We start from the raw sequence: 21,646 nt of genomic DNA, 5'->3' as shown, positions 1-21,646 counted from the left end.
GGAAGCGTTTGTCGATGTCGCAGCGTCGTCCCCTTGCCATCCTGTTGATGGGCCCCACCGCCGCTGGCAAGACCGATCTGGCGATTGCTCTGCACGAGCGACTCGACTGCGAGCTGATCAGCATGGATTCGGCGATGGTGTATCGCGGCATGGACATCGGCAGTGCCAAGCCTTCGCCCGAGGAGCTGGCACTGGCGCCGCATCGCCTGATCGACATTCGCGATCCTGCCGATCCCTACTCGGCGGCGGATTTCCGCGAGGATGCCCGCCGAGAGATGCGGCGTATCACCGCAGCCGGCCATATCCCGCTACTGGTCGGCGGGACCATGATGTATGCCAAGCGGCTCCTAGAGGGGGTGGCCAACCTGCCGCCGGCAGACCCGGCGCTTCGCGCCGAGCTGGCAGGCGAGGCCGAGCGGCATGGTCTGGCTGGCTTGCACGCCGAGCTGGCCAGGGTCGACCCGGAGGCCGCCAGGCGCATCCATCCCAACGATCCTCAGCGCCTGATGCGGGCGTTGGAGGTCTATCGCGCCAGCGGCACGACGCTCACCGAGCTATGGCGACGCCAGCGGCCTGAAACCTTCCCGTGGGAAGTGCTGTCGATAGGTTTCACGCCTTTCGATCGTGGGGTCCTGCATGAACGGATCGCGTCACGCTTCGACGTCATGCTGGAGGCCGGCCTCATCGCAGAAGTCGAGTCGCTCAGAGCGCGTGGCGACCTGCATGTGGGGCTGCCTTCGATGAAGAGCGTGGGCTACCGTCAGGTTTGGGAATACCTCGACGGTCAGGGTGACCTCGAGCACTTGCGCCACCGTACCATCGTGGCGACGCGACAGTTGGCCAAGCGCCAGTTGACCTGGCTGCGCAGCTGGCCGGAGCTGCACTGGGTCGATAGCCAGAGCCCGGATGCACTGGGCAATGTCCTGAATTTCGTGCGTGAATCGGGCTCTTAGCGTAAGATGTTGGCTTCGAGTGGCCGGGTGACCAGCCGAGAAAGAACACAACTTCCACCCCTCATTAGAACGATTTAGGGAGAGGTAACATGTCCAAAGGGCAGTCCCTTCAAGACCCGTACCTGAACATTCTGCGCAAGGAGCGCATTCCGGTTTCGATTTTCCTGGTCAACGGCATCAAGCTGCAGGGACAGATCGAGTCGTTCGATCAGTTCGTGATTCTGCTGCGCAACACCGTCAGTCAGATGGTCTACAAGCATGCCATCTCCACCGTGGTGCCTTCGCGCAACGTGCGGTTGCCGCCGCAGGATCCTTCGGCCCAGCCGGACAGCAACGTGTGAGGTATTGATTGTTTTTTGAACGACCCGATGCCGGCGAAACGGCAGTACTGGTGCATGTCGACTTCCAGGACGAACGCGAACGCGAGGATCCGGGCGAGTTCATGGAGCTGGTCCGTTCCGCCGGCGCCGAGCCGGCCATGCTGCTTACCGGCAGCCGGCATCGGCCCGATCCGCGTACCTTCATCGGTAGCGGCAAGGTAGAGGAGCTCGGCGAAGCACTGCGAGTCCACGGTGCCGAGCTGGTGATCTTCAACCATGGTTTGAGCCCTTCCCAGGAACGCAACCTGGAGCGACAGCTCAAATGCCGCGTGCTCGACCGCACGGGGCTGATTCTCGATATCTTCGCCCAGCGCGCCCGTACCCATGAGGGCAAGCTGCAGGTCGAGCTGGCGCAGCTGGAGTACATGTCCACTCGCCTGGTACGGGGCTGGACCCACCTGGAGCGTCAGAAGGGCGGTATCGGCCTGCGCGGGCCCGGCGAGACCCAGCTGGAAACCGACCGACGCCTGCTTCGGGCTCGCATCAAGGCCATACACAAGCGCCTCGACAAGGTGCGCAGCCAGCGCAGCCAGAACCGCCGCGCGCGTGCCCGGGCCGAGATTCCCAGCGTGTCGCTGGTGGGCTATACCAACGCCGGCAAGTCGACCCTGTTCAACGCGCTGACCTCGTCGGAGGTCTATGCGGCCGACCAGCTGTTCGCTACGCTCGACCCGACCTTGCGGCGTCTGGAGGTCAGCGACGTCGGCCCGGTGGTGCTGGCGGATACCGTCGGTTTCATTCGCCATCTTCCGCACAAGCTGGTGGAGGCCTTTCAGGCCACCCTCCAGGAGGCGGCCGAGGCGTCGCTGCTGGTGCATGTGATCGATGCCGCCGACCCCGACCGCGACCTCAATGTCGCCCAGGTGGAAGGCGTGCTCGATGAGATCGGCGCGCTCGACGTGCCGATGCTCAAGGTGATGAACAAGATCGACCTGCTCGACAGTGCGCCGCGTATCGAGCGGGATGGGCAGGGCAGGCCCGAAGTGGTCTGGCTCTCGGCACGCGATGGGCGCGGGCTCGAGCTGCTGGGGCAGGCCTTGTCAGATTGTCTGGCGGAAGACGTGCTCGATTTCAGCATGCAACTTTCACCGCAGCAGGGTCGCCTGAGAGCCGGCTTGCATGAGCTTGGCGCCGTAAGAGAAGAACATTACGAAGAGGGCGGGACGGTACGCCTCGACGTACGCCTGCCTCGGCGCGATTTCCTGCAGTTGATGGCCAGGTCGGGAGAGCGGGCGGAGGAGTATCTTCCGTCCGAGTTGCATGATCGGCCGGTGTGGGATGAGTGACCCCCGGTTGTCCTGGCCGACTGGATGGGTTTCCCCTAAAGAAATAACGGCATCAGGCGCCCTGGGCGTCCTTACAGGATAGCAACCGACCTTCCCGGGCGGCGGATCGTGATGCCGACAGGGAGGTAACGCAGAGTGGAGACGACGTATGGCTTGGAATGAGCCGGGTGGCGGCAATCAGCATGATCCCTGGAGTGGAGGGGGCCGACGCGGAGGTGGCAATGGCGGCGGTAATCGTGGGGGCAACCAGGGGCCACCCGACCTTGACGAGGCCCTGAAGAAATTTCAGGACAAGCTCAACAACATGCTCGGTGGACGAGGTGGCAAGGGCGGCGGCGGTCGCGGTGGCAAGGGCGGCGGTGGCCGTCCGCGCAATACCTTTGCGCTGCCGGGGCTGTTGCTGGTCATTGCCCTGGGCATCTGGGGCGCGATGGGCTTCTACCTGGTCGATCAGGCCGAGCGTGGCGTAGTGCTACGCTTCGGCGAGTTCCAGACCGTGGTGGGCCCCGGCCTGCATTGGAATCCGCCCCTGATCGATGATGTGCGCATGGTCAACGTGACCCGCGTGCGTTCGTTGACCCAGACCCAGTCGATGCTGACCCGCGACGAGAACATCGTCGAGGTCGAGATCTCGGCCCAGTATCAGGTGGCGAGCCCACGCGACTTCGTGCTCAACGTACGCAACCCCCAGCTTTCCATCGAGAACGCCCTGGACAGCGCCCTGCGTCACGTGGTCGGTGGCACGGACATGATCGAGATCCTGACCTCCGGGCGCGAGATTCTCGGTAGCTCCGTGGCGAGCCGCCTGCAAACCTATCTGGACAGCTACGGCACCGGCATTCGCCTGCAGACCATCAACATCGAGTCGACGTCGGCGCCTGCACCGGTCATCGATGCCTTCGACGACGTGATCCGGGCCCGCGAGGATCGTCAGCGGACCATCAACGAGGGCATGGCCTACGCCAATGCCATCATCCCGGCCGCCCAAGGTCAGGCTCAGCGCCTGGTCGAGCAGGGGCAGGGGTATCGCGAGTCGGTGGTGGCCGAGGCCCAGGGTCAGGTCAACCGCTTCAATGCGCTGCTGACTCAGTACCGCAACGCACCGGACATCATGCGCGAACGCCTCTACATCGACACCATGGCCGACGTGTTCGGGAGGACGCCGAAGGTCCTGATCGACGTGCGCGACGATGCGCCGCTGATGTATCTCCCATTGGACCAGCGGCCCGGTGGAACGGGTGGCGAGGACAGTGGCGAGACGGATCGCGGCGAAGAGGGCGAGCTCGACCCACGCGTACTCGAGCGCCTGCGCAGCTCTTCCTCGACGCAGCAGAGCAGCAATAGCGGTGGCATCCGCCGGGAGGGTCGCTAAATGGTCAACAATCGTTCCTTGATCATCGTGGGCGGCCTTGCCGCCGTGGCCTGGCTTGCCAGCAACACGCTATACGTGGTCGACGAGACCGAGCGCGCAGTGAAGCTGCGTTTCGGCGAGGTCATCGAGGAGAACATCCAGCCTGGGCTGCACTTCAAGGTGCCGATCACCCAGACCGTGCGGAAGTTCGACACCCGGGTCCTGACGCTGGATACCGATGCCAGCCGCTACCTGACGCTCGAGCAGAAAGCGGTCATCGTGGATTCCTACGTCAAGTGGCAGGTGGTCAATCCCACACGCTACTACGAGGCAACGGCAGGCGACGAGATGATGGCGATACGCCTGATTCAGCCGCGGGTCGACGAGAGCTTGCGTAACGAGTTCGGCCGCCTTGACCTCCAGCAAATCATCGCCGAACGTCGCGACGATCTGATGACGGGGCCGACCCAGGAGTTGGACGAGTTGCTTCGCGATGAGTTGGGCGTGGCGATCCTCGACGTGCGTGTCAAACGTATCGATCTGCCCGATGACGTCTCGGCTGCGGTTTACGAGCGCATGCGCTCCGAGCGTGAGCGAGAGGCTCGCGAATGGCGTGCCCAGGGCCAGGAGGAAGCCGAACGCATCCGTGCCAACGCCGACCGCCGGCGTCAGGTACTGCTGGCTCAGGCCACCGAGCGGGCCGAGACCCTGCGCGGTGAAGGCGATGCCGAGGCGGCAGCGATCTTCTCCGAGGCCTATGGCCAGAATCAGGAGTTCTTCAGCTTCTGGCGCAGCCTCAACGCCTATCGCGACAGCTTCGACGGCGAGCGGGACATGCTGGTGCTGGATCCGACCAGCGATTTCTTCCGCTATCTGCGTAGCCCTGAAGTTCAGGACGAGGAGTGAGCCTGGCGGGAGCGGCCGGCAGTGCGCCGGTCGCTCCCTTCGAGCTGAATTCGGTGGGTTCAACCGGCCGTCAAACGTGATAGAATCCGTCAACCGGGCGTGGCCCGGTTTTTTTGTGGGCTTTTTTCACGCTGACGTCTCTTTTTTGTTCGCCCCGCCCAATCGCCTTGCAGGATGGACGACATGACCATTGCTGACCGCTGGCTGCTGCCCGACGGCATGGATGAAGTGCTGCCGCCCCAGGCCAGCCGCATGGAGGAGTTGCGTCGAACGCTGCTCGACCTCTACTACCGTTGGGGATACGACCAGGTAATGCCGCCACCCGTGGAGTTTCTCGACTCCCTGCTGACCGGCACCGGTACCGACCTGGATCTTCAGACGTTCAAGTTGACCGACCAGTTGACCGGCCGCCTGATGGGGGTGAGCGCCGATGTGACGCCTCAGGTGGCGCGCATGGATGCCCACTCCATGCGGCACCAGGGGCCGGCTCGCCTGTGCTACTGCACCAACGTGCTGCGGGCCAAGGCCGACCAGCACCAGGGTGGGCGTAGCCCGGTACAGGTCGGCGTCGAGCTGTTCGGTCATGCCGGCCTGGAAGCCGATCTCGAGATCTTGCGCCTGGCCCTGTTGAGCCTCAAGGCGGCCGGCGCCGCTGAGCTGCACTTGGCGTTGGGCCATATCGGCATCTATCGTAGCCTGGTGCAGGCCGCTGAGCTGGACCGTGAACGGGAACGCGCCTTGTTCGAGGCGCTGGAGCTCAAGTCCCCCGGCGCGCTGGCCGAGCAGGTCGCAGCCAGCGTGCACGATCCCGCCTTGGCGGACATGTTCCGTGCGTTGGGCACCTTGCACGGCGGGCCGGAAGTGCTGGATGTCGCGGGAGAAGCCTTTGCCGGTGCGCCGGCTGCCGTGGCCGAGGCATTGGCGCAGCTCAGGGCCCTCTACCAGGGTGTAGTGGCGGAGCACCCTGAGGTCGCGTTCTATTTCGACCTGGCCGAACTGCGTGGCTACCAGTACCACACCGGGATGATGTTTGCGGCTTTCGTACCGGGCTACGGTCAGGCCTTGGCCAAGGGAGGTCGATACGACGATACCGGGCGTGCCTTCGGACGTGCGCGACCCGCCACCGGCTTCTCGATGGATCTCAAGTTGCTCGCCACGCTGGTCCAGAGCGAACCGGCCTGCGATGGAATCTGGGCGCCGGCGGCAGGAGAGGGCGTGGCGGAGGCCATCGCCGCGCTGCGCGACGGCGGGCATCGGGTGGTGCAGGCCTTGCCGGGACAGGCGACGCCTCCCGAAGCACACCGCTGCCGCCGACGGCTGGTCATGGTCGACGGCCGCTGGCAGACGGAGGCACTCTAGGCGTTGGCATTGGCCGATGCCCGAACGCAACGCCTGATTGGAACGATCCCGGCATGCGGGCCGGATGACGAGCGCGGCCCGCTGGGCCGGATCATCGACGCGCACTTACGCGGCGCTGACACGAGAGACGAGACACAATGGGCAAGAACGTAGTCGTACTGGGTACTCAGTGGGGAGATGAAGGCAAGGGCAAGGTGGTCGACCTCCTGACCGAATCCGCTTCTGCGGTGGTGCGTTTCCAGGGGGGGCACAACGCCGGCCATACCCTGGTCATCGACGGCGAGAAGACCGTCCTGCACCTGATTCCCTCCGGAATCCTGCGCCAAGACAAGACCTGCGTGATAGGCAACGGCGTGGTGCTGTCACCCGAGGCGCTCATCAAGGAGATTCGCGAGCTCGAGAACAAGGGCGTTCCCGTGCGCCAGCGCCTGCGTCTCTCGCCGGCTTGCCCGCTCATCCTGCCCTACCATGTGCGTCTCGACCTGGCGCGGGAGAAAGCCCGCGGCGTGGCCAAGATCGGTACCACCGGCCGTGGCATCGGCCCGGCCTACGAGGACAAGGTGGCACGTCGCGGCCTGCGCCTGGGCGACATGCTGCATCGCGAACGTTTCGCCTCCAAGCTGGGCGAGGTGCTCGACTACCATAACTTCGTGCTGGTCAATTACCACGGCGAGAAGGCGGTCGACTTCCAGGAGGTGCTGGACAGCGCCATGGCCATGGCCGAAGAGCTGCGGCCCATGGTTTGCGATACCGTCAGCCTGGTGCATGAACTGCGCCGTGCCGGCGAAAATATCCTTTTCGAAGGTGCCCAGGGCTCCTTGCTCGACATTGATCACGGTACCTATCCGTTCGTCACCAGCTCCAACACCACGGCGGGGGGGACCGCCACGGGCTCGGGCGTCGGTCCGCTTTATCTCGATTACGTGCTCGGTATCACCAAGGCTTATACCACCCGTGTCGGCTCTGGCCCGTTCCCCACCGAGCTGTTCGACGAGCATGGCCGTCATCTGGCCGAGCGGGGGCACGAATTCGGAGCCACCACGGGGCGCCCGCGCCGCTGTGGCTGGTTCGATGCCGTGGCCCTGCGCCATGCCGTGCAGATCAACTCGGTCTCGGGGATCTGCCTGACCAAGCTCGACGTCCTCGACGGACTCGAGAACATCCGGGTCTGCGTGGGGTATCGCAGCAAGGATGGCGACGTGCTCGACAATCCGGTCGACTCCGAGGGCTACGAGGCGGTCGAGCCGGTCTATGAAGACCTGCCGGGCTGGAGTGAGTCGACCCTGGGTGCCAAGCGGATCGAGGATCTGCCGGCCAACGCACGCTCGTATATCAGCTTTCTCGAGGAGAAAGTGGGCACCTCGATCGACATCGTCTCGACCGGCCCTGACCGCAACGAGACCATCGTGCTGCGCAATCCGTTCGAGGGCTGAAGACTCGCCAAGCATGTCTTGCAAAAGGGCCGGCACTTGGTGCCGGCCCTGTTCGTATCATCTTGCTTCAGTGGCTCGATAGCCCTTCGAAAGCTCGCGTCTGGCGTTCTTCCTCGTCGTGGCGTATCTGCTGCTGTGCCTCGGGCTCCATGAAGTAGAGTGTGGCGTAGCCGCCGGCGCCGCGATTGTAGATGGGGCGCATCGAGGCCAGGAAATCATCGAAGCGGGATTCACCGAAGCGCGCGCGATACATTTCCATCCAAGCGAAGTACTGGTTGTCCTTGAGGAAGCCCGTGTACTGCTCACGCGGCGCCAGGTCGCCCAGTTTGGAAGGATCCTCGAGAATGTCCATGGCGAAGTCCACTGCATCGTGTATCGAATTGTCTTCGATCTCCATGTCGTAGACTTCGTAACCCTGGCGCGCGGTGATCTCCATGATGGGGATGAGGTAGAGCAGGGCGTAGTTCTGGTAGTGGGTGGCACGCCGGCCGCGCTCCATCTCGAGGGGAAAGGCCCCCTCTTCGGTCAAGTCATGCAGCGCGGAGTAGATGGCGCTGACGCCGAAGCGGAACATGTCGTCATCTTCGGTCAGTACTCCCACCATAGAGGCGTATAGAGCGCGACGATAGAAGTGGTTATTGCAGCAGCTGCTGTCGGCTCCTTCGATCTCCATGTGCACGCTGGCCCACTCGTTGAGCCACTCCTCGACCCGGCGTTTCTCCTCGTCCATGCCTTCCACATGAGGGCGGACCACGGAGTAGGCCATGCCGGCCGCGAAGATCATCGATTCCAGCGAGAACCAGGCCTGGGGTTGCTCCCAGTGGTAATGGAAGTCCAGCAGGGCGTCGTCCTGGGCCCACTTGTCGAGGAACTGGACCAGGCATTCGGCGTAATAGTCACTGCCGCTGGCAACGTAGGCGCCGGCAAGCTCCGAGACGGTATCCTCGAACTTGAACAGCGGTTCGGTGGCAAGCTTCCAGTCATCGGGCGTGGGGTAGAAGCCCGGGATGCGCATCTTCTTGGTGATGGTCGGGATCTCCAGCCGCTGTCGACAGCTGGGTGCGTATTTGGCCAGCTCCTCCCGGTGCTGCATCAACAGGCTGTTTTCCGTCTCGTGGAGCAGCTCCATGCGCTCGCTGACTTCAAAATAAGAAGCGTCGGGGTCAGTGACGCTGTAATCGGACAGGTCCAGCTCCTCTCGCTCTTCGAGCGACAGGGCCCCAGCCTGGTCGATGCTCCCCCATGCCAAAGCCAGGCATGTGGCCATGCCACCCAGGCGAAGCAAGGTTTGCGGTCCTAGGTTTCCTATTGATCGCGCCATAGCGTATCTGCCTCCTGCATTGATAACGCTTCGGCTGGTTGTCAGCCGTTCCTATGGCTCGAAAGCGAACAGTCGAAAGGCAGCGAAGTCGACATGCTGGTCACGTGGCGTACGCCACTCCTCCCCCGTACCGCCAAAGAAGGTCGAGAACATCAGCCCGTCGATACCCAATTCCTCAGTGGTGCGATAGACGAGATTGCGCTGCTCAAGGACAGGCCAGCCGTCGATCCAGACACGAAAGATTCCGTCCCTTTCATCAGGATCGTTGAGGATCAGCTCCTGCTCGACGGTCACCCAGCGACCGGTCGGGAAAGACCAGCTCCCGCGTCCTATCGATTCGCCTTCGCGGTCGACCAGGTAAGCGTAGAGTTCGCCCTGGCCATCCTCGCGCCACATCAGGCGCATGGAGTAGCCGTTCTCGCCGGTGACTTCTTCCCCTCCGCTGGGCGCCTCGCCGCCATACAGGCCAGGCAGTTTACCTCCCTTTACGAAGTCAAAATTCGCTTCGAACCGTAACCGATAGTGTAGACATACCCGGTCGGCTCCCTGCAAGTGTTTCTCTTCTGTGTAGAAGCCCAGGCCACCACGCGGTATCCCGTCCTCATCCGCATCGCTCGGCGAAGAGCTGTCCTTGGGATAGAGAACGCGCAGGGCAGGCTCCAGTAACCCGCTGGCCAGGGGGTTTACAATGAGCGCGTTTTCCTCCGTGCCCCAATCTCGGGACGAATCGTAATCCTCGCGCACGCTATCCTTGCCCCCTTCCAGCCAACCCGAGGGCCGTAGGGCGGTCTCGACGGGATAGCGCTCCGAGCAGGGGGAAAGCCGCGGGGTAGAAGGGGGCTCACCATCGTCGGCATGGGCGGGAGCGAGCCCGAATCCGAGGCTCGCCAGTCCCAATAGCCATGACGTGGCTCGTGCTGTCCATTGCGTCGCTTCCGTCATGCTTGCCTCTTCTGTTGAGAAATGGAAGCCCCGCCGGGGAAGCTCCCCGACGGGCAGCAGGCGCATCACTCCTCTCCTTCCACCTCCACATCGCTGGCGGCGGCAAGCGCCTCTTCGTCGGTAAGGAGTTGACGCAGTGTCTCGACGGCGAGCTGTCCCTCGCTTTCGAAGACATCGTCGAGCCAGAGCAGAGCCTGCTCCTGATTGGCCTGTTCCAGACCGCGGGCCGAGAGGTAGGCCTCGGCCAGCGCCAGGCGGGCGCTACGGTGTCCCTGACTGGCCGCCTCGTAGAGATAGTTGGCGCCGCGTTCGGGATCCAGCTCGACGTTCTCGCCGCGCAGATACTCACGGCCCAGGGAGGCCTGGGCGCCGGGATGGCCCTGCTCGGCGGCGTCGAGGAGAAGCTCGTGGCCTCGCTCGACATCCTGGGCGATGGCACCCTCGCCACGCATCAAGGCGAGGCCAAGAGCGGCACGGGCATAAACGGCGCCGGCATCGCTGGCCTGCTGATACCAGCGCTCGGCCTGCTCGGCGTCCGCGTCCACGCCGTCGCCGTTCTGGTAGGCTTCTCCCAGCAGGAAGGCAGCATGATGCGCGCCGGATTCGGCGGCCTCGGTAAGCAGTTCCAGGCCACGATCCACATCCCGCTCGACATGATTGCCAGTCAGGTAAGCTTCGCCGAGGTCGGCACGCGCAGCGGCATGCCCTCTGGACACGGCGGCCTCCAGATAGTCGACGGCGCGCTCGCTATCGCCTCTGTCGAGATACAGGCGGCCGAGGCTTGCCGCGGCGCCGGCATGTCCTTCCTGGTGGGCTCGTTCGAGCCAGCGCTCGGCTCTCTGCGGATCGCGTTCGAGCCCATCGCCGTCGAGAAAGGCGCGCCCAAGGTCCGCCATGGCGCCTGGGTGCCCGTCTTCCGCCGCAGCGACGAGTGCCTCGATATTGCCTTCAGCGCCCAGGTCGCGCTGCACGTAGGTGAGCGCATCGTCGGCGGATTCATGTCCGGCTTCTCTCGCCCGAGTCAACCAGCGGTTGGCTTCGCTGAGGTCACGCTCGACTCCGTCGCCGTTGCGATAAGCGCGGCCCAATACCACCATGGCATAGGCGTCGCCCTGCTGGGCGGCCTGGGTCAACAGCCGAACCCCCTCCGAGGGATTGCCATCCAAGGGGCCGTCGAGATAGGCCTCGCCAAGCTGGGTCATGGCGGTGGTATCTCCGGCCTGGGCTGCCTGAGTCAGCAACGCTTCGCCGCGGCTGGGGTGGAAGGGCAGGGCCTCGCCTTCCAGATAGGCTTCACCCAGGATGCGCATGGCGCCGCTCTGGCCACGTTCGGCAGCGCTGCGCAGAAGTTCCTGGGCGCGCTCGGGGTTCTGCTCTATGCCACGCCCGTCCAGGTAGGCGGCCCCGAGCTGCTGAGTGGCCCAGGGGTGGCCGAGTTCGTGGCCGCGTTCGAGATAGTCGACGGCGACGTAGGGCTGCCCGGCGACCCTTTCGTCGTCCATGTAGAGCGAGCCCAGTTGCGCGAGTGCCAGCGGGTGGTTGCGCTCGGCCGCCTGCTCGAGCAGGCTCATGCCTCGCGGCAGGTCGTTGAGGCCGCCCTGGCCCTCGACCAGCGCGCGACCCAGGATCACCTGAGCATCGACCGAACCGGCCTCGGCGGCCTCGCGCAGCCAGCGTTCGGCGCGTACTGGCTCCGGTTGGCCGGATTCTGGCTCGAGCAGCGCCTGGCCGAGGTAGGTCATGGCCTCCACATGGCCCTGGCGAGCGGCGTCTTCCAGCAATTCGATGCCTTGCCGATATTCACCGGCTTGTGTCATGTCGCGACCCGCTCGGGCCAGGGCGTCGAGGTCGCCGGCTTCGGCAGCCCGTTGCAGCCATTGGATGCGCTGCTCCGGTTGGTCGCCCAGCAATCCCTCGGCGGAGTACAGCGAAGCCAGCTGGAGCATGGCGTCGACGTCGCCATCGGCAGCCTCCTCCTGAAGTACCTCCGCGTAGCGCTGGGCATAATCCATCGCTTCTGCCGGGTCCTCCTCAAGCCAGCCGCCGGAAGCGTGCGCTTTCGCCAGCGCCTCGAATGCCTGTTCCTGCCCCTGGGCTGCCGCCTGCTCGTAGAGTTCGCGTGCCAGTTCCGGGTCCGCCTCGACGCCTTCGCCGCCTTCGGCGAGGAGCTCGGCAAGCAGGACTTCGGCATTGCGGTCGAGGTCGGCGTCCTTGGCTTGCCACAGCAGGTAGTAGGCAAGGACGTCGTTGCGCTCGACGCCGCGACCTTCGAGATAGAGCCGGGCGAGGTTGAGCGAGGCATGGCCGCGTATGGAGGAGGGCCGTTCGATGGCCCGCCCGTACAGACGTGCTGCCTCATTGGGGTTCTCCTCGACCCCGAGCCCCTGGTCGTAGAGCTTGGCCATTTCGTAGTAGGCGGGCGGCACGTCCCGAGCCACCAGGGGTTCCAGGTAGTCGATGGCGTCGTCGTAGCGCCCCTCGTCGATGAAGTCCTGGGCTCGGTTGATCCGGCTCCAGTCCCCGGAGTCGATGTCTGCCTCCAGGCCGCCGGCAAACCAGGCCTCGTGCTGCTCGGGGATGGGTCGCGCGTGGTCGCCGCCGGGCGGCTCCGAAGTGACCGCGCAACCGGCAAGCCAAGCCGACAAGGTCAACGCCGCGGCCAGCCGCGGCGAGGGGATGAGTCGAGTCCTATCGTGTTTCCTTTCCATGTGTTCCCCTCCGTCGTTTGTGGTTCTGGGCCTCTCAGTCGTCCAAGCCCCGGAAGGCTTCGGTCTGGCGCCTCCGCTCGTTCATGTAGACGTGCTGCTGATCCTCGGGATCCATGAAGTAGAGCGTGATGTAGCCGCCCGCACTGCGGTTGTAGGTGGGACGTACTCGGGCCACGAAGTCATCCATCGCTTCATGGTCGAAATGGTTGAGGTAGATATCCATCCAGGTGAAGTACTGAGGGTCGCGTAGAAACCCGGTGTATTGCTCGCGCGGGGCGTAATCTCCCAGAGCCGCCGGATCTTCGAGAATCCGGAAAAGGAAATCGACGGCCATATGGATGTTGCTACCGTTGTAATGCAGATCAAAAATGTCATAACCCTGACGATGAATGATTTGCATATTGGTGATGAGGTAGTTCAAGCCATAGTTCTGATAGTGCGTGGCGCGTCGACCGCGGCTGACCTCGAGGGGCAGGGCGCCTTCCGAAGTCAAATCGTGCAGGGCCGAATAAACCGCACTGACCCCGAAGCGAAACAGGTCGTCATCCTCGACCAGGACGCCGATCATGCTGGCGTAGAGCGCGCGGCGATAGAAGTGGTTATTACAGCAGCTCTCTTCCGGTTCGCCGGGGAAGGCCGAGTGCTGAAGGGCAAGCCCATGCAGCCACTCCTCTACCACTTGGCGCTCCTCCTCCAAGCCATCGACATAAGGGCGCACGATGGAGTAGGCCATGGCGGCGGCGAACAGCATCGACTCCGAGGCGAACCAGGCCTGCGGCTCGTTGGAGTCGAAGATAAAGGTGGTGATTGCTTTGGCATCGGCCCAGTGATGGAGATACCGCACCAGACAGTCGGCATAGAAAGCGTCGCCACTGGCGACGAAAGCGCCGGCAAGATTCGAGACACTATCCTCGAAAGCGAACAAGGGTTCTGACGCCAGTTCCCAAGCTTCTGGGCTGGGATAGTAGCCAGGAATGGCGCCGCGCGTGGTGAGCGGCTCTTGATTGAGAAGTTGCTGACAGCTAGGGCCAAGGGTGAGTTCATCCTTGAGCTGCAGCAGGATCGGGTTGTCCGTTTCCTCCAACAGTGCCATGCGCGCTTCCACATCGAAGTAGCTGGCATTCGTATCGTTGACTTGGTACTCCGAGAGATCGAGGGCCAAGCGCTCTTCTCTCGTAAGCGTGTCGCTTAGATGGGAATTGCCCGATACGTTGGCGCTTCCCGTCGCCATCAGGGCGACGGGAAGCGCGCACAGCAATCTTGTGGTAAATCCATTTACTAAGCTGAGGGGCATGTTCGGCGTTGCTCCATGGGTGCTTATAAGCAAGCGGTCAATTTCGCGGGGTGTAGAATCGGAAGGCGGCGAAGTCCACGTACTGATCGCGTGGCGTGCGCCAGCCTTCGCCGGTACCGCCAAAGAAGGTGGAGAACATCAAGCCGTCGATGGTGAGCTCCGGTGTGGTGCGATAGACGATGTTCTGCTGTTCCAGCACCGGCCTGCCGTCGACCCAGAGCCGAGCGATACCATTTTCCTGACCGGGGTCGTTGAGCACGATCTCCTGCTCGATAGTCACCCATTGGCCGAGCGGGAAGCGCCAGAAGCCACGGCCGACCGAATCGCCTTCGAAGCCGACCACATAAGGGTATAGCTCGCCTTCCCCCTCTTCGCGCCACATCAGGCGCATCGAGAAGCCGCTCTCGCCGTCGACGTCCTCGCCTCCGGAGGGAGCTTCGCCACCATAGAGCCCCGGCAGCTTGCCTCCTTTCACGAAATCGAAGTCGGAGGGAAAACGGACCATATAGCTCAGGCAAGCTTGCTCGGCGCCACGTAGCGATGGGGGGTCGCTGTAGAAGCCGGCCCCCCCCTTGGGCTCCTCGCCGGGTGAGGACGTACCCGCCGGGTAGTGTACGCGCAGGCCGGGTTCGCCAACGCCGGTCTCCTCACTGCCGAGCAGATCGACGTTCTCCTCCGTCCCCCAGTCTCGCTTGGTATGGAAACCCTGGCGTATGCCTTCCTTGTCCCCGGCGGTGGTATTCGGACGGGGCGATTCGGCCTGCGGGTAACGCTGGGAGCAGGATGCCTCCTGGGGAATACTGACGAGAGCATCCTCGGCCTCGTCGGCATGAACGGCGGCAAACGGCAGAAACGGCAGAAACGGCAGCAGCAGCGCGCCCAGCAGCGGCCCTGCATGCCCCAGGCCGGGGCATGACTGGCAATGTTTACCCTTCATCGGTTGTTTCATCGGTGTCCTCCATGTCGGCGTTGCTGTCCTCCACGGCGGCGCGATAGATGTCGTCGCCGAACTGAATGACGGAGCGCACGCCTTGCCAGATTCGCTCCGAGGCGGCACCCAGCAGCGGGGCTTCGGTAAAGCGAACATCTACCGGCTGGCCCACGCTGTCTGCGGGCAGGGGTTCCTCCGGGACCAGCAGCACGCTGGCCACGTTCTGCTGCTGCCGGACCCAGCTGGGGAAGCCCGCACGGGGTTGACGCTCGACATCGAGGGCGACGTTGCGTACTCGGGCGCGGATCGGCTGGTTGGCGTTGGCCAGGGTGACGTATGCTTGCTGGTTGGGTTCGATTCGGCTGATGTCGTTCATGTGCACCAGCGCCTCGACCAGAACGTCGTCTTCATCGGTGCGGATCAGGGTCATGATCCGCTCGCTCTCGTTGATGTAGACCCCGTCAGCGCTGCTTAGCGCCCAGGCCACCAGGCAGTCGCAGGGACTGTAGATGTCATTACTCGCCATGCGCGCCTCGAGCGCGGCGATACGCGAGCTCTCGTAGTCGCGCACCGTCTCGAACTGATCGATGCGGGCCTGGGCGATCTCCGGCGAGACCGATTCGAAGGTCATGGTGTCGCCGCTGGCCGGCTGTGCCGAGTTGGCCAGGCTGACCTCCTGCATGCCACCGTCGATACTCTCGCGCAGGTTCTCTAGCAGGCGGTTGTTATAGTCCAGTGCCGCCTCGGCCAGGATCAGGTCCGATTCCAGTTCGCTGTTGATGACATTGGTCAACAGCTGGTCGCGCTCGACTTCGTCCCCGGCCGTGAGATCGTGCTCACCCAGGATGCCGGGGCTTGGGGCGCGGACATCGATACGCGGTGCCGTCACGGCGGCGAAGTTGGGCTCGATCAGCATGAAGTTGCGATAGGCTGTGGCGGCGCCTACCAGCACCAGCAGGCCGATGGCGACGAACAACAGGATGTAGCGTCCCATGGGCTTTCGCGGCCGTGCGGGCGGGACGGGCTTGGTTGCCTGCCGTTTGCGCGGCGTCTGGGGATCTTCCCCTCCCAGCAGCCCCTCGACATTGGGCGAGCGGCCGCTCAGCGCGCTGCGAATGATCTGACGCAGCAGCTCGCGATGCTGCGGCTCGATTTCGGTGATTTCGAAGCTGACGTCATACCCTTCACCGCTGGCTGAGGGCGTGGCACGCAAGCATTCTGCCTGGAGCGGAACGATCAGTTCGGTGGCCCCCGCCATCATCAACAGGGAGGCGGAGATGCGCTCGCCAGGTTCGAAGCCACGCTTGCTCTGGGCGGAGAAGCCACCCAGCGAGACATCGTTGCCGCTCAATTCGGTTTCGCTATCGGCGAGATCGACGCGAAACGGCAGCGAAACGCGTATATAGCCCCGTTCGTCACGACGCTCGTGCTGCAGCCGGTCGCCTTGGGTCAGGCGCACGCTATCGTGATCGGCATTTCCCGAGTCTGGGGAAGCGCCGGTTTGCGTCCTTGACCGGTCTCCTCCCAGAGTGGGTTCATGCCGTTTGGGGTCATCGTTTGAGAATTGGTCTGCCATCCTTAGGTCGCTCCTTGCGTCAGGGATGAGTCGTTGCCACCTCGTTCGAGGCAGAGGGCTCGACCCTGAGTCTTACATTGACGAGGGTCAGTTTTTTTTCGTCGAGGGCCAACTGGCAGTGGGCGTCCAAGGTGCACTCCACGGCACTCCGAACGGGTTCGCCATCGGGCCCTTGCAGCCGTTCTGCCAAGTCCGGCGAAATGGCCAGCAGGGTATCGCCGGCCGAACCGTGGATTCGCTTGTCCAGCGCGACGGTGTCCTGCTGCAGGGTCTCGAGCAGATCGCCGTTCAATCGAAAATGGCCTGGCGGTAACTGCACCGAATCGCGTGTCTTGTCGGTGAGGTTGGCGCCGAGCCAGCGATCGAGACGCTCCGGATTCTGGCCGCGCTCCCATAAACGGTCCTGGGCGATATGCAGCGTGGCCCGGTCGGGGGGCGTCATGACGCCAGTCGAGAGAATCAGGGCGAAGAGCAGAACGCCGTAGGCGAAGCCATGCAGCACATGGCCCATGCGTCGCTGCCTGCGCGCCGCGACCGGATCGTCCGGCTCGCCTGCTGAGATTCCCTGTCGCGACCACTTCTGGCGATTGAAGCGAAAGCTGACGTAGGTCTTCAGCATCGCTCCCCAGACCTGGTTGTAGTAGATCAGCGGAATCCACAGCAGGCTGAAGCGTCCGCGCTGCCATGCCAGGATCGAGGTGGCAATACTACGCGTGAAGAGAATCCACAGCACATAGGCGAAAAAGAACGAGGGCCGTATGAACAGCGACACCAGGATCACCACCGTGGGGCCTACCAGCGTCGTCCACATGGAGATGCGCTGATCGATCAGGCTCCACCAGGTGAACACCCCCATGGGGCGGGGCCCCAGGCCGATGGCGCGATTGCTGGTGCGCAGCATGTTGCCGTACCAGCGCCGCATCAGGTCGGTGGTCGAGGCGAAGAAGCGGCGTCGGTCGGGAAGCTCCTCGAACCCGGTCACGAAGACATCGGGAATATAGAGCATGCGCCAGCCGTTCTTTAGTAGCCAGTACCAGGAAGACTTGTCGTCGCCCGACAGGAACTTGAAGTTGCCGAAGCGCCAATGGTCGACGTGGTCGCTCTCGATCAGCTCGATGAAGTCGGGCTGGGTGGCCAGGTCGGCTCGAAAGACGCTGTAGCGGCCGGTGAGCACCAGCAGGCGGCGCGAAAGCGACATCGAGCTCATCATCAAGTGACGCTGTGCATAGCGCAGGTCGTACCACTCGCGAGTGGCATCGTTGCCGGTCACTTCCGCGCGGTTGTTGGTCGTCAGCGCCCCCAGATCCTCCTGGGAAAGAAAGAAGGAGAGCGAGCGGGACAACGTGCCCGGCTCCAGACGGATATCTCCATCCATCGAGATCAGCAGCGAACCCGGCGCCGGCAGGCGTCGGGAGATCGCCCGCAGCACCTCGGCCATGGCCGAGCGCTTGCCGTCCCCTTTCTGGAACATGTAGCGCACTTCGACGTTCTGCGGCCAGCCGTGATCGTCCATGACGTGAGTGATGACATCCACGTCGGTGCGATCCGAGACGGAGGCGAAGATGGTCGTGGGTACGCCGTAGTCGCGCGCCTCCCGGATCAGCGCATCATAGACCTGGAAGTTGACCTGGGCCTCGATGCGAAAGGAGGTGCACAGCACGAACAGCTCCGGCGCCTTCTCGATATCGCCGACCGCATCGGCCTCGTCGCGCATGCGCGGGAAGACGACGCGGTTGTACCACAGCGAGCGCACTGCCTGGATGGCCCACCAGGAGTAGCGCCAGATGGCAATCCCGCCGATGACGAAGAAGAAGCTCTTTGACTCGGGCGAGAAGACATCCGGCGGCAACTCGCTGATGATGACGATCAGCAGCGCCAGGCCGAACAGGAACGTGATGAGCTCCGTCAGCCGGCTGGCCGTGGTTGGGTCGCGGGGAGTAGCGGACATCGGAACTCCTCAGGCCAATACGGGCCGCACGGAGTCGCCGCGGCCGATGCCGTAATAGGCGAGCCCAGCAGCCTTGACGGAATCGGGTTGGAAGAGGTTGCGGCCGTCGACCAGCACCGGCTCCTCGAGTTTTTCATGCAATTCTTCGAAATCGACGGTGCGGAAGGCCTTCCATTCGGTGCAGATGACCAGGGCGTGAGCGCCTTCCAGGGCATCGTCACGCTTCTCGGTGAGCACCAGATCGTCGCGCTCGCCGTAGATGCGACGGCACTCGTCGGTCGCCTCCGGGTCGTAGGCCTGCACTCGCGCGCCCGCTTCCCACAGAGCTTCCATGAGCGCGCGGCTGGGTGCCTCTCGCATGTCGTCGGTGTTGGGCTTGAAGGCCAGTCCCCACAGGGCGATGGTCTTGCCGGCCAGCTGGCCATCGAAGGCCTGGCAAAGCTTCTCGAACAGTTTGTTCTTCTGCCGGGCATTGACGCGCTCCACCGCCTTGATCATTTCGGCCGGATGACCGATCTCTTCGGCGGTGTGGGCCAGGGCCTTGACGTCCTTGGGAAAGCAAGAGCCGCCATAGCCGCAGCCCGGATAGATGAAGCTGTAGCCGATGCGGGGGTCGGAACCGATGCCGTGGCGCACTTCCTCGACATCGGCGCCGAGACGTTCGGCGAGGTTGGCGACTTCGTTGATGAAGCTGATCTTGGTCGCCAGCATGGCATTGGCCGCGTACTTGGTCAGCTCGGCGCTGCGCACGCCCATGAACATCATCTTGTCGCGCTGACGGTTGTAGGGACCATAGCATTCCAGCATGGCCTTCTTGACGCGCTCGGAATCGGTACCGACGATGATTCGCGAACCACGGGAAAAGTCTTCGATCGCGGCGCCTTCCTTGAGAAATTCCGGGTTGGAGCAAACATCGAATTCGAGGTTAACGCCGCGCTTCTCGAGTTCGGCAGCCACGGTGCGCTCCACCTTGCTGGCGGTACCGACGGGCACGGTCGACTTGTCGACGACGATCTTGTAGTCCTGCATGTGCTGACCGATGGTTTCGGCAACCTTGAGCACGTACTGGAGGTCGGCGCTGCCATCCTCGTCGGAAGGGGTGCCAACGGCGATGAACTGGAGCAGACCGAACTCGACCGCCTTGGCAGCATCAGTCGTGAACTGAATGCGTCCTGCTGCCTTGTTCTTGCTGATCAAATCCTCCAGGCCGGGCTCGTAGATCGGCACTTCCCCCGCGTTGAGGCGCGCCACCTTGTCTTCGTCCACATCCACGCACATGACGTGGTGGCCGACATCAGCCAGACAGGCACCCGTGACGAGTCCCACATAACCAGAACCGAAGATAGTAATCTTCATGATCGTCATCGCTCCTTGCTTTCGGGGCCCTGTTCATCCAAGCAACGCCATCCCGCCGGTTGAGACCGACGTTGATGGCGATTAGGGCCGGTTTATTTAGTTAGCGCGCCATTCGGTACGCAACATCCGCGCCAACAAATGATTTTGATGAAAAATCAACACGTTGGCGTGTAACGGTGATCTACTGAGGAGGCATCTTGGCTTTATTGTGTCGCCGATAGGAGACATCTCAGTCCAATAGCGGGCTGAGCCTTGCAGATCAAGGCTTTGTGCTGTCTCCTAACAGCGACAAGGATAGGTGATGAAACGGTAAAATATTGATCAAAAATGTTTTTAAGCGTGAATGGCGCGTGTGGCAGATCAGCGACGCCGCCAGTTGTCGGCGGCGCCGGTCGAGACACGAGCCTCCATGCGGGACATGAACACTCGCATGATCCGCTCATAGAGCATGCGACCCAGCACGGCGTCCTCGATTCCCGCATCCACGTTGGGGTTGTCATTGACCTCGATGACCACCACGCGATCCCCAGCCTGCTTGATATCCACGCCATACAGACCGTTGCCGATGAGGCGCGTGGCCTGCAGCGCCGCCTTGACCACGGCGGGCGGAACTTCGGCCGGGTCGTGGGTCGTGAACCCGCCGCTCTTTACCCGTGTGCCCGAGTGGTCATAGATCTGCCAATGGCCGCGGGCCATGTAGTAACGGCTGGCGAACAGCACTTGTCCGTCCAGCACGCCTATGCGCCAGTCGTATTCGGTCGGCAGCCACTCCTGCAGCAGTAGCAGGGCGGAATCGTCGAACAACCGCTTGGCCTCGCGTTCGAGCTGCTCCAGCGACTCGATCTTGACCACCCCGCGAGAGAAGGAGCCGTCGGGGATCTTCAGCACCATGGGAAAGCTCAGCTCGGCGACCCTTTCGGCAAGCGGCCGTCGGTCACGACGCTTGAGCAGGATGCCTTCCGGTGCCGGCACGCCCCGTGCCCGCAGCAGCGCATGCAGATAGACCTTGTTGGTGCAGCGCAAGATATCCTTCGGTGCATCGATCACGACTAGCCCCTCGTGCTCGGCAAGCCGGGCCATACGGTAGGTATGGTGATCCAGGGCTGTCGTCTCGCGAATGAACAAGCCGTCGAATTCGGCCAACCTGCCGGCGTCGCGCCGGGTGATCAGCGAGACGTCGATGCCCAGCTTGCGGCCGGCGCGAATGAAGGCTTTCAGCGCACTGGTGTTGCTGGGTGGCATGGCCTCCTTGGGGTCGACGAGGATGGCCAGGTCGAAGCGATACCGACGGCGCGCCTTGGGGGTGCGCCAGACCTTGCGCGAATGGCGGTTGAGGGCGGAAGCGAAGAGATCCTGCTCATCGCTGTTCAGGTCGCGTAGGGCAATCGGCTTGAGCCGGGCCAGGCGCCAGAGATCGTGACGCCGAACCAGGCGCGCTTCGAGCAGCGGGCAGGGCAGACGCTCGAATAGCTTGCGCGCGAGGCGGGCCAATGCGGGCTCGCGGCATTCACCGAACAGGACTCGCAGGGTCATGCTGTCCCCGGCGAGGCGTCCCTGGCGCGCCAGCTCGTCGAGCAGCGGTGCGAGCGTGTCGAGTTGCAGGTCGATCAGAGCCTTGCGCGACAGCTCGTTGAGGGTTTCGACGCTTGGCAGCACGCGCTGGCCGCGGGCCTGGGCGAGCAGCGAAACGTAATAGCCGGTGCCAAGATAGTCGAGTTCGCCGCACAGGTTGATGACGTGGGTGCTACGATCCTGATCGGCGGCGGCGCGATGGCGTCGATCCAGAGCGAGAAAGTCATCGGCACTGATCAGATCTTCGGAAGGGTAGTAGGGCTGCCAGTCTTCCTGTCGGTCGACGACGATTCGCAGAGGACACATGGGCGAGATCCGTTCGGTTGAGGT

At 63.4% G+C, this 21,646-nt stretch carries 16 protein-coding genes; 7 read left to right on the top strand and 9 right to left on the bottom strand.

The genetic code is table 11. The features are described from left to right. Positions 1-14: 14 nt before the first annotated feature. From miaA to ACOJCM_RS13390, 7 genes are all read left to right on the top strand, one after another. Complete coding sequence (gene miaA / locus ACOJCM_RS13420) at positions 15-953, top strand: tRNA (adenosine(37)-N6)-dimethylallyltransferase MiaA (protein ID WP_445212565.1); 939 nt, start codon at positions 15-17, stop codon at positions 951-953. An 89-nt stretch (positions 954-1,042) separates the two neighbouring features. Continuing rightward, a complete protein-coding gene (hfq, locus tag ACOJCM_RS13415) occupies positions 1,043-1,294 on the top strand; it encodes an RNA chaperone Hfq (RefSeq protein WP_445212564.1) in 252 nt (83 codons plus the stop codon). An 8-nt stretch (positions 1,295-1,302) separates the two neighbouring features. After that, positions 1,303-2,619 carry a ribosome rescue GTPase HflX gene (gene hflX, locus ACOJCM_RS13410; protein ID WP_445212563.1) on the top strand — a complete coding sequence of 439 codons (1,317 nt, stop codon included), beginning with the start codon at positions 1,303-1,305 and terminating at the stop codon, positions 2,617-2,619. 148 nt (positions 2,620-2,767) lie between these two features. After that, complete coding sequence (gene hflK, locus ACOJCM_RS13405) at positions 2,768-3,991, top strand: FtsH protease activity modulator HflK (RefSeq protein ID WP_445212562.1); 1,224 nt, start codon at positions 2,768-2,770, stop codon at positions 3,989-3,991. Continuing rightward, positions 3,992-4,876: a protease modulator HflC gene (gene hflC / locus ACOJCM_RS13400; protein WP_445212561.1), complete on the top strand. Its 885-nt coding sequence runs from the start codon at positions 3,992-3,994 to the stop codon at positions 4,874-4,876. A gap of 183 nt (positions 4,877-5,059) precedes the next feature. Next, positions 5,060-6,235, top strand: coding sequence for an ATP phosphoribosyltransferase regulatory subunit (locus ACOJCM_RS13395; protein ID WP_445212560.1), 1,176 nt, complete (start codon positions 5,060-5,062; stop codon positions 6,233-6,235). A gap of 137 nt (positions 6,236-6,372) precedes the next feature. Next, a complete protein-coding gene (locus ACOJCM_RS13390; RefSeq protein ID WP_445212559.1) occupies positions 6,373-7,668 on the top strand; it encodes an adenylosuccinate synthase in 1,296 nt (431 codons plus the stop codon). A 67-nt stretch (positions 7,669-7,735) separates the two neighbouring features. Here ACOJCM_RS13390 and ACOJCM_RS13385 read toward each other — a convergent pair whose 3' ends face one another. From ACOJCM_RS13385 to ACOJCM_RS13345, 9 genes are all read right to left on the bottom strand, one after another. After that, positions 7,736-8,953, bottom strand: a complete 1,218-nt coding sequence (locus ACOJCM_RS13385) for an alginate lyase family protein (RefSeq protein WP_445212558.1) — start codon at positions 8,951-8,953, stop codon at positions 7,736-7,738. Positions 8,954-9,040: 87 nt separating this feature from the next. After that, complete coding sequence (locus ACOJCM_RS13380) at positions 9,041-9,931, bottom strand: polysaccharide lyase (RefSeq protein WP_445212557.1); 891 nt, start codon at positions 9,929-9,931, stop codon at positions 9,041-9,043. A gap of 65 nt (positions 9,932-9,996) precedes the next feature. Next, positions 9,997-12,639 carry a tetratricopeptide repeat protein gene (locus ACOJCM_RS13375; RefSeq protein ID WP_445212556.1) on the bottom strand — a complete coding sequence of 881 codons (2,643 nt, stop codon included), beginning with the start codon at positions 12,637-12,639 and terminating at the stop codon, positions 9,997-9,999. 34 nt (positions 12,640-12,673) lie between these two features. Continuing rightward, entirely contained in the window at positions 12,674-13,801 is a 1,128-nt protein-coding gene (locus ACOJCM_RS13370) for an alginate lyase family protein (RefSeq protein WP_445212555.1), read from the bottom strand. A gap of 169 nt (positions 13,802-13,970) precedes the next feature. Further along, complete coding sequence (locus ACOJCM_RS13365) at positions 13,971-14,882, bottom strand: polysaccharide lyase (protein WP_445212554.1); 912 nt, start codon at positions 14,880-14,882, stop codon at positions 13,971-13,973. Continuing rightward, on the bottom strand, positions 14,860-16,323 hold the full coding sequence (locus ACOJCM_RS13360) for an HlyD family efflux transporter periplasmic adaptor subunit (protein ID WP_445212553.1): 1,464 nt from the start codon (positions 16,321-16,323) through the stop codon (positions 14,860-14,862). Before ACOJCM_RS13360 ends, ACOJCM_RS13365 begins: the two co-directional genes overlap by 23 nt. A 136-nt stretch (positions 16,324-16,459) precedes the next feature. Beyond that, positions 16,460-18,388, bottom strand: coding sequence for a glycosyltransferase (locus ACOJCM_RS13355; protein ID WP_445212552.1), 1,929 nt, complete (start codon positions 18,386-18,388; stop codon positions 16,460-16,462). Positions 18,389-18,397: 9 nt separating this feature from the next. Next, positions 18,398-19,744 carry a UDP-glucose dehydrogenase family protein gene (locus tag ACOJCM_RS13350; RefSeq protein WP_445212551.1) on the bottom strand — a complete coding sequence of 449 codons (1,347 nt, stop codon included), beginning with the start codon at positions 19,742-19,744 and terminating at the stop codon, positions 18,398-18,400. Between the two features lie 360 nt (positions 19,745-20,104). After that, positions 20,105-21,622, bottom strand: a complete 1,518-nt coding sequence (locus tag ACOJCM_RS13345; protein ID WP_445212550.1) for a RimK family protein — start codon at positions 21,620-21,622, stop codon at positions 20,105-20,107. Between the last annotated feature and the right edge of the window lie 24 nt (positions 21,623-21,646).

The sequence above is a fragment of the Billgrantia hypersalina genome (assembly GCF_052584175.1).
This window is presented reverse-complemented; position numbering and strand designations above follow the sequence as displayed.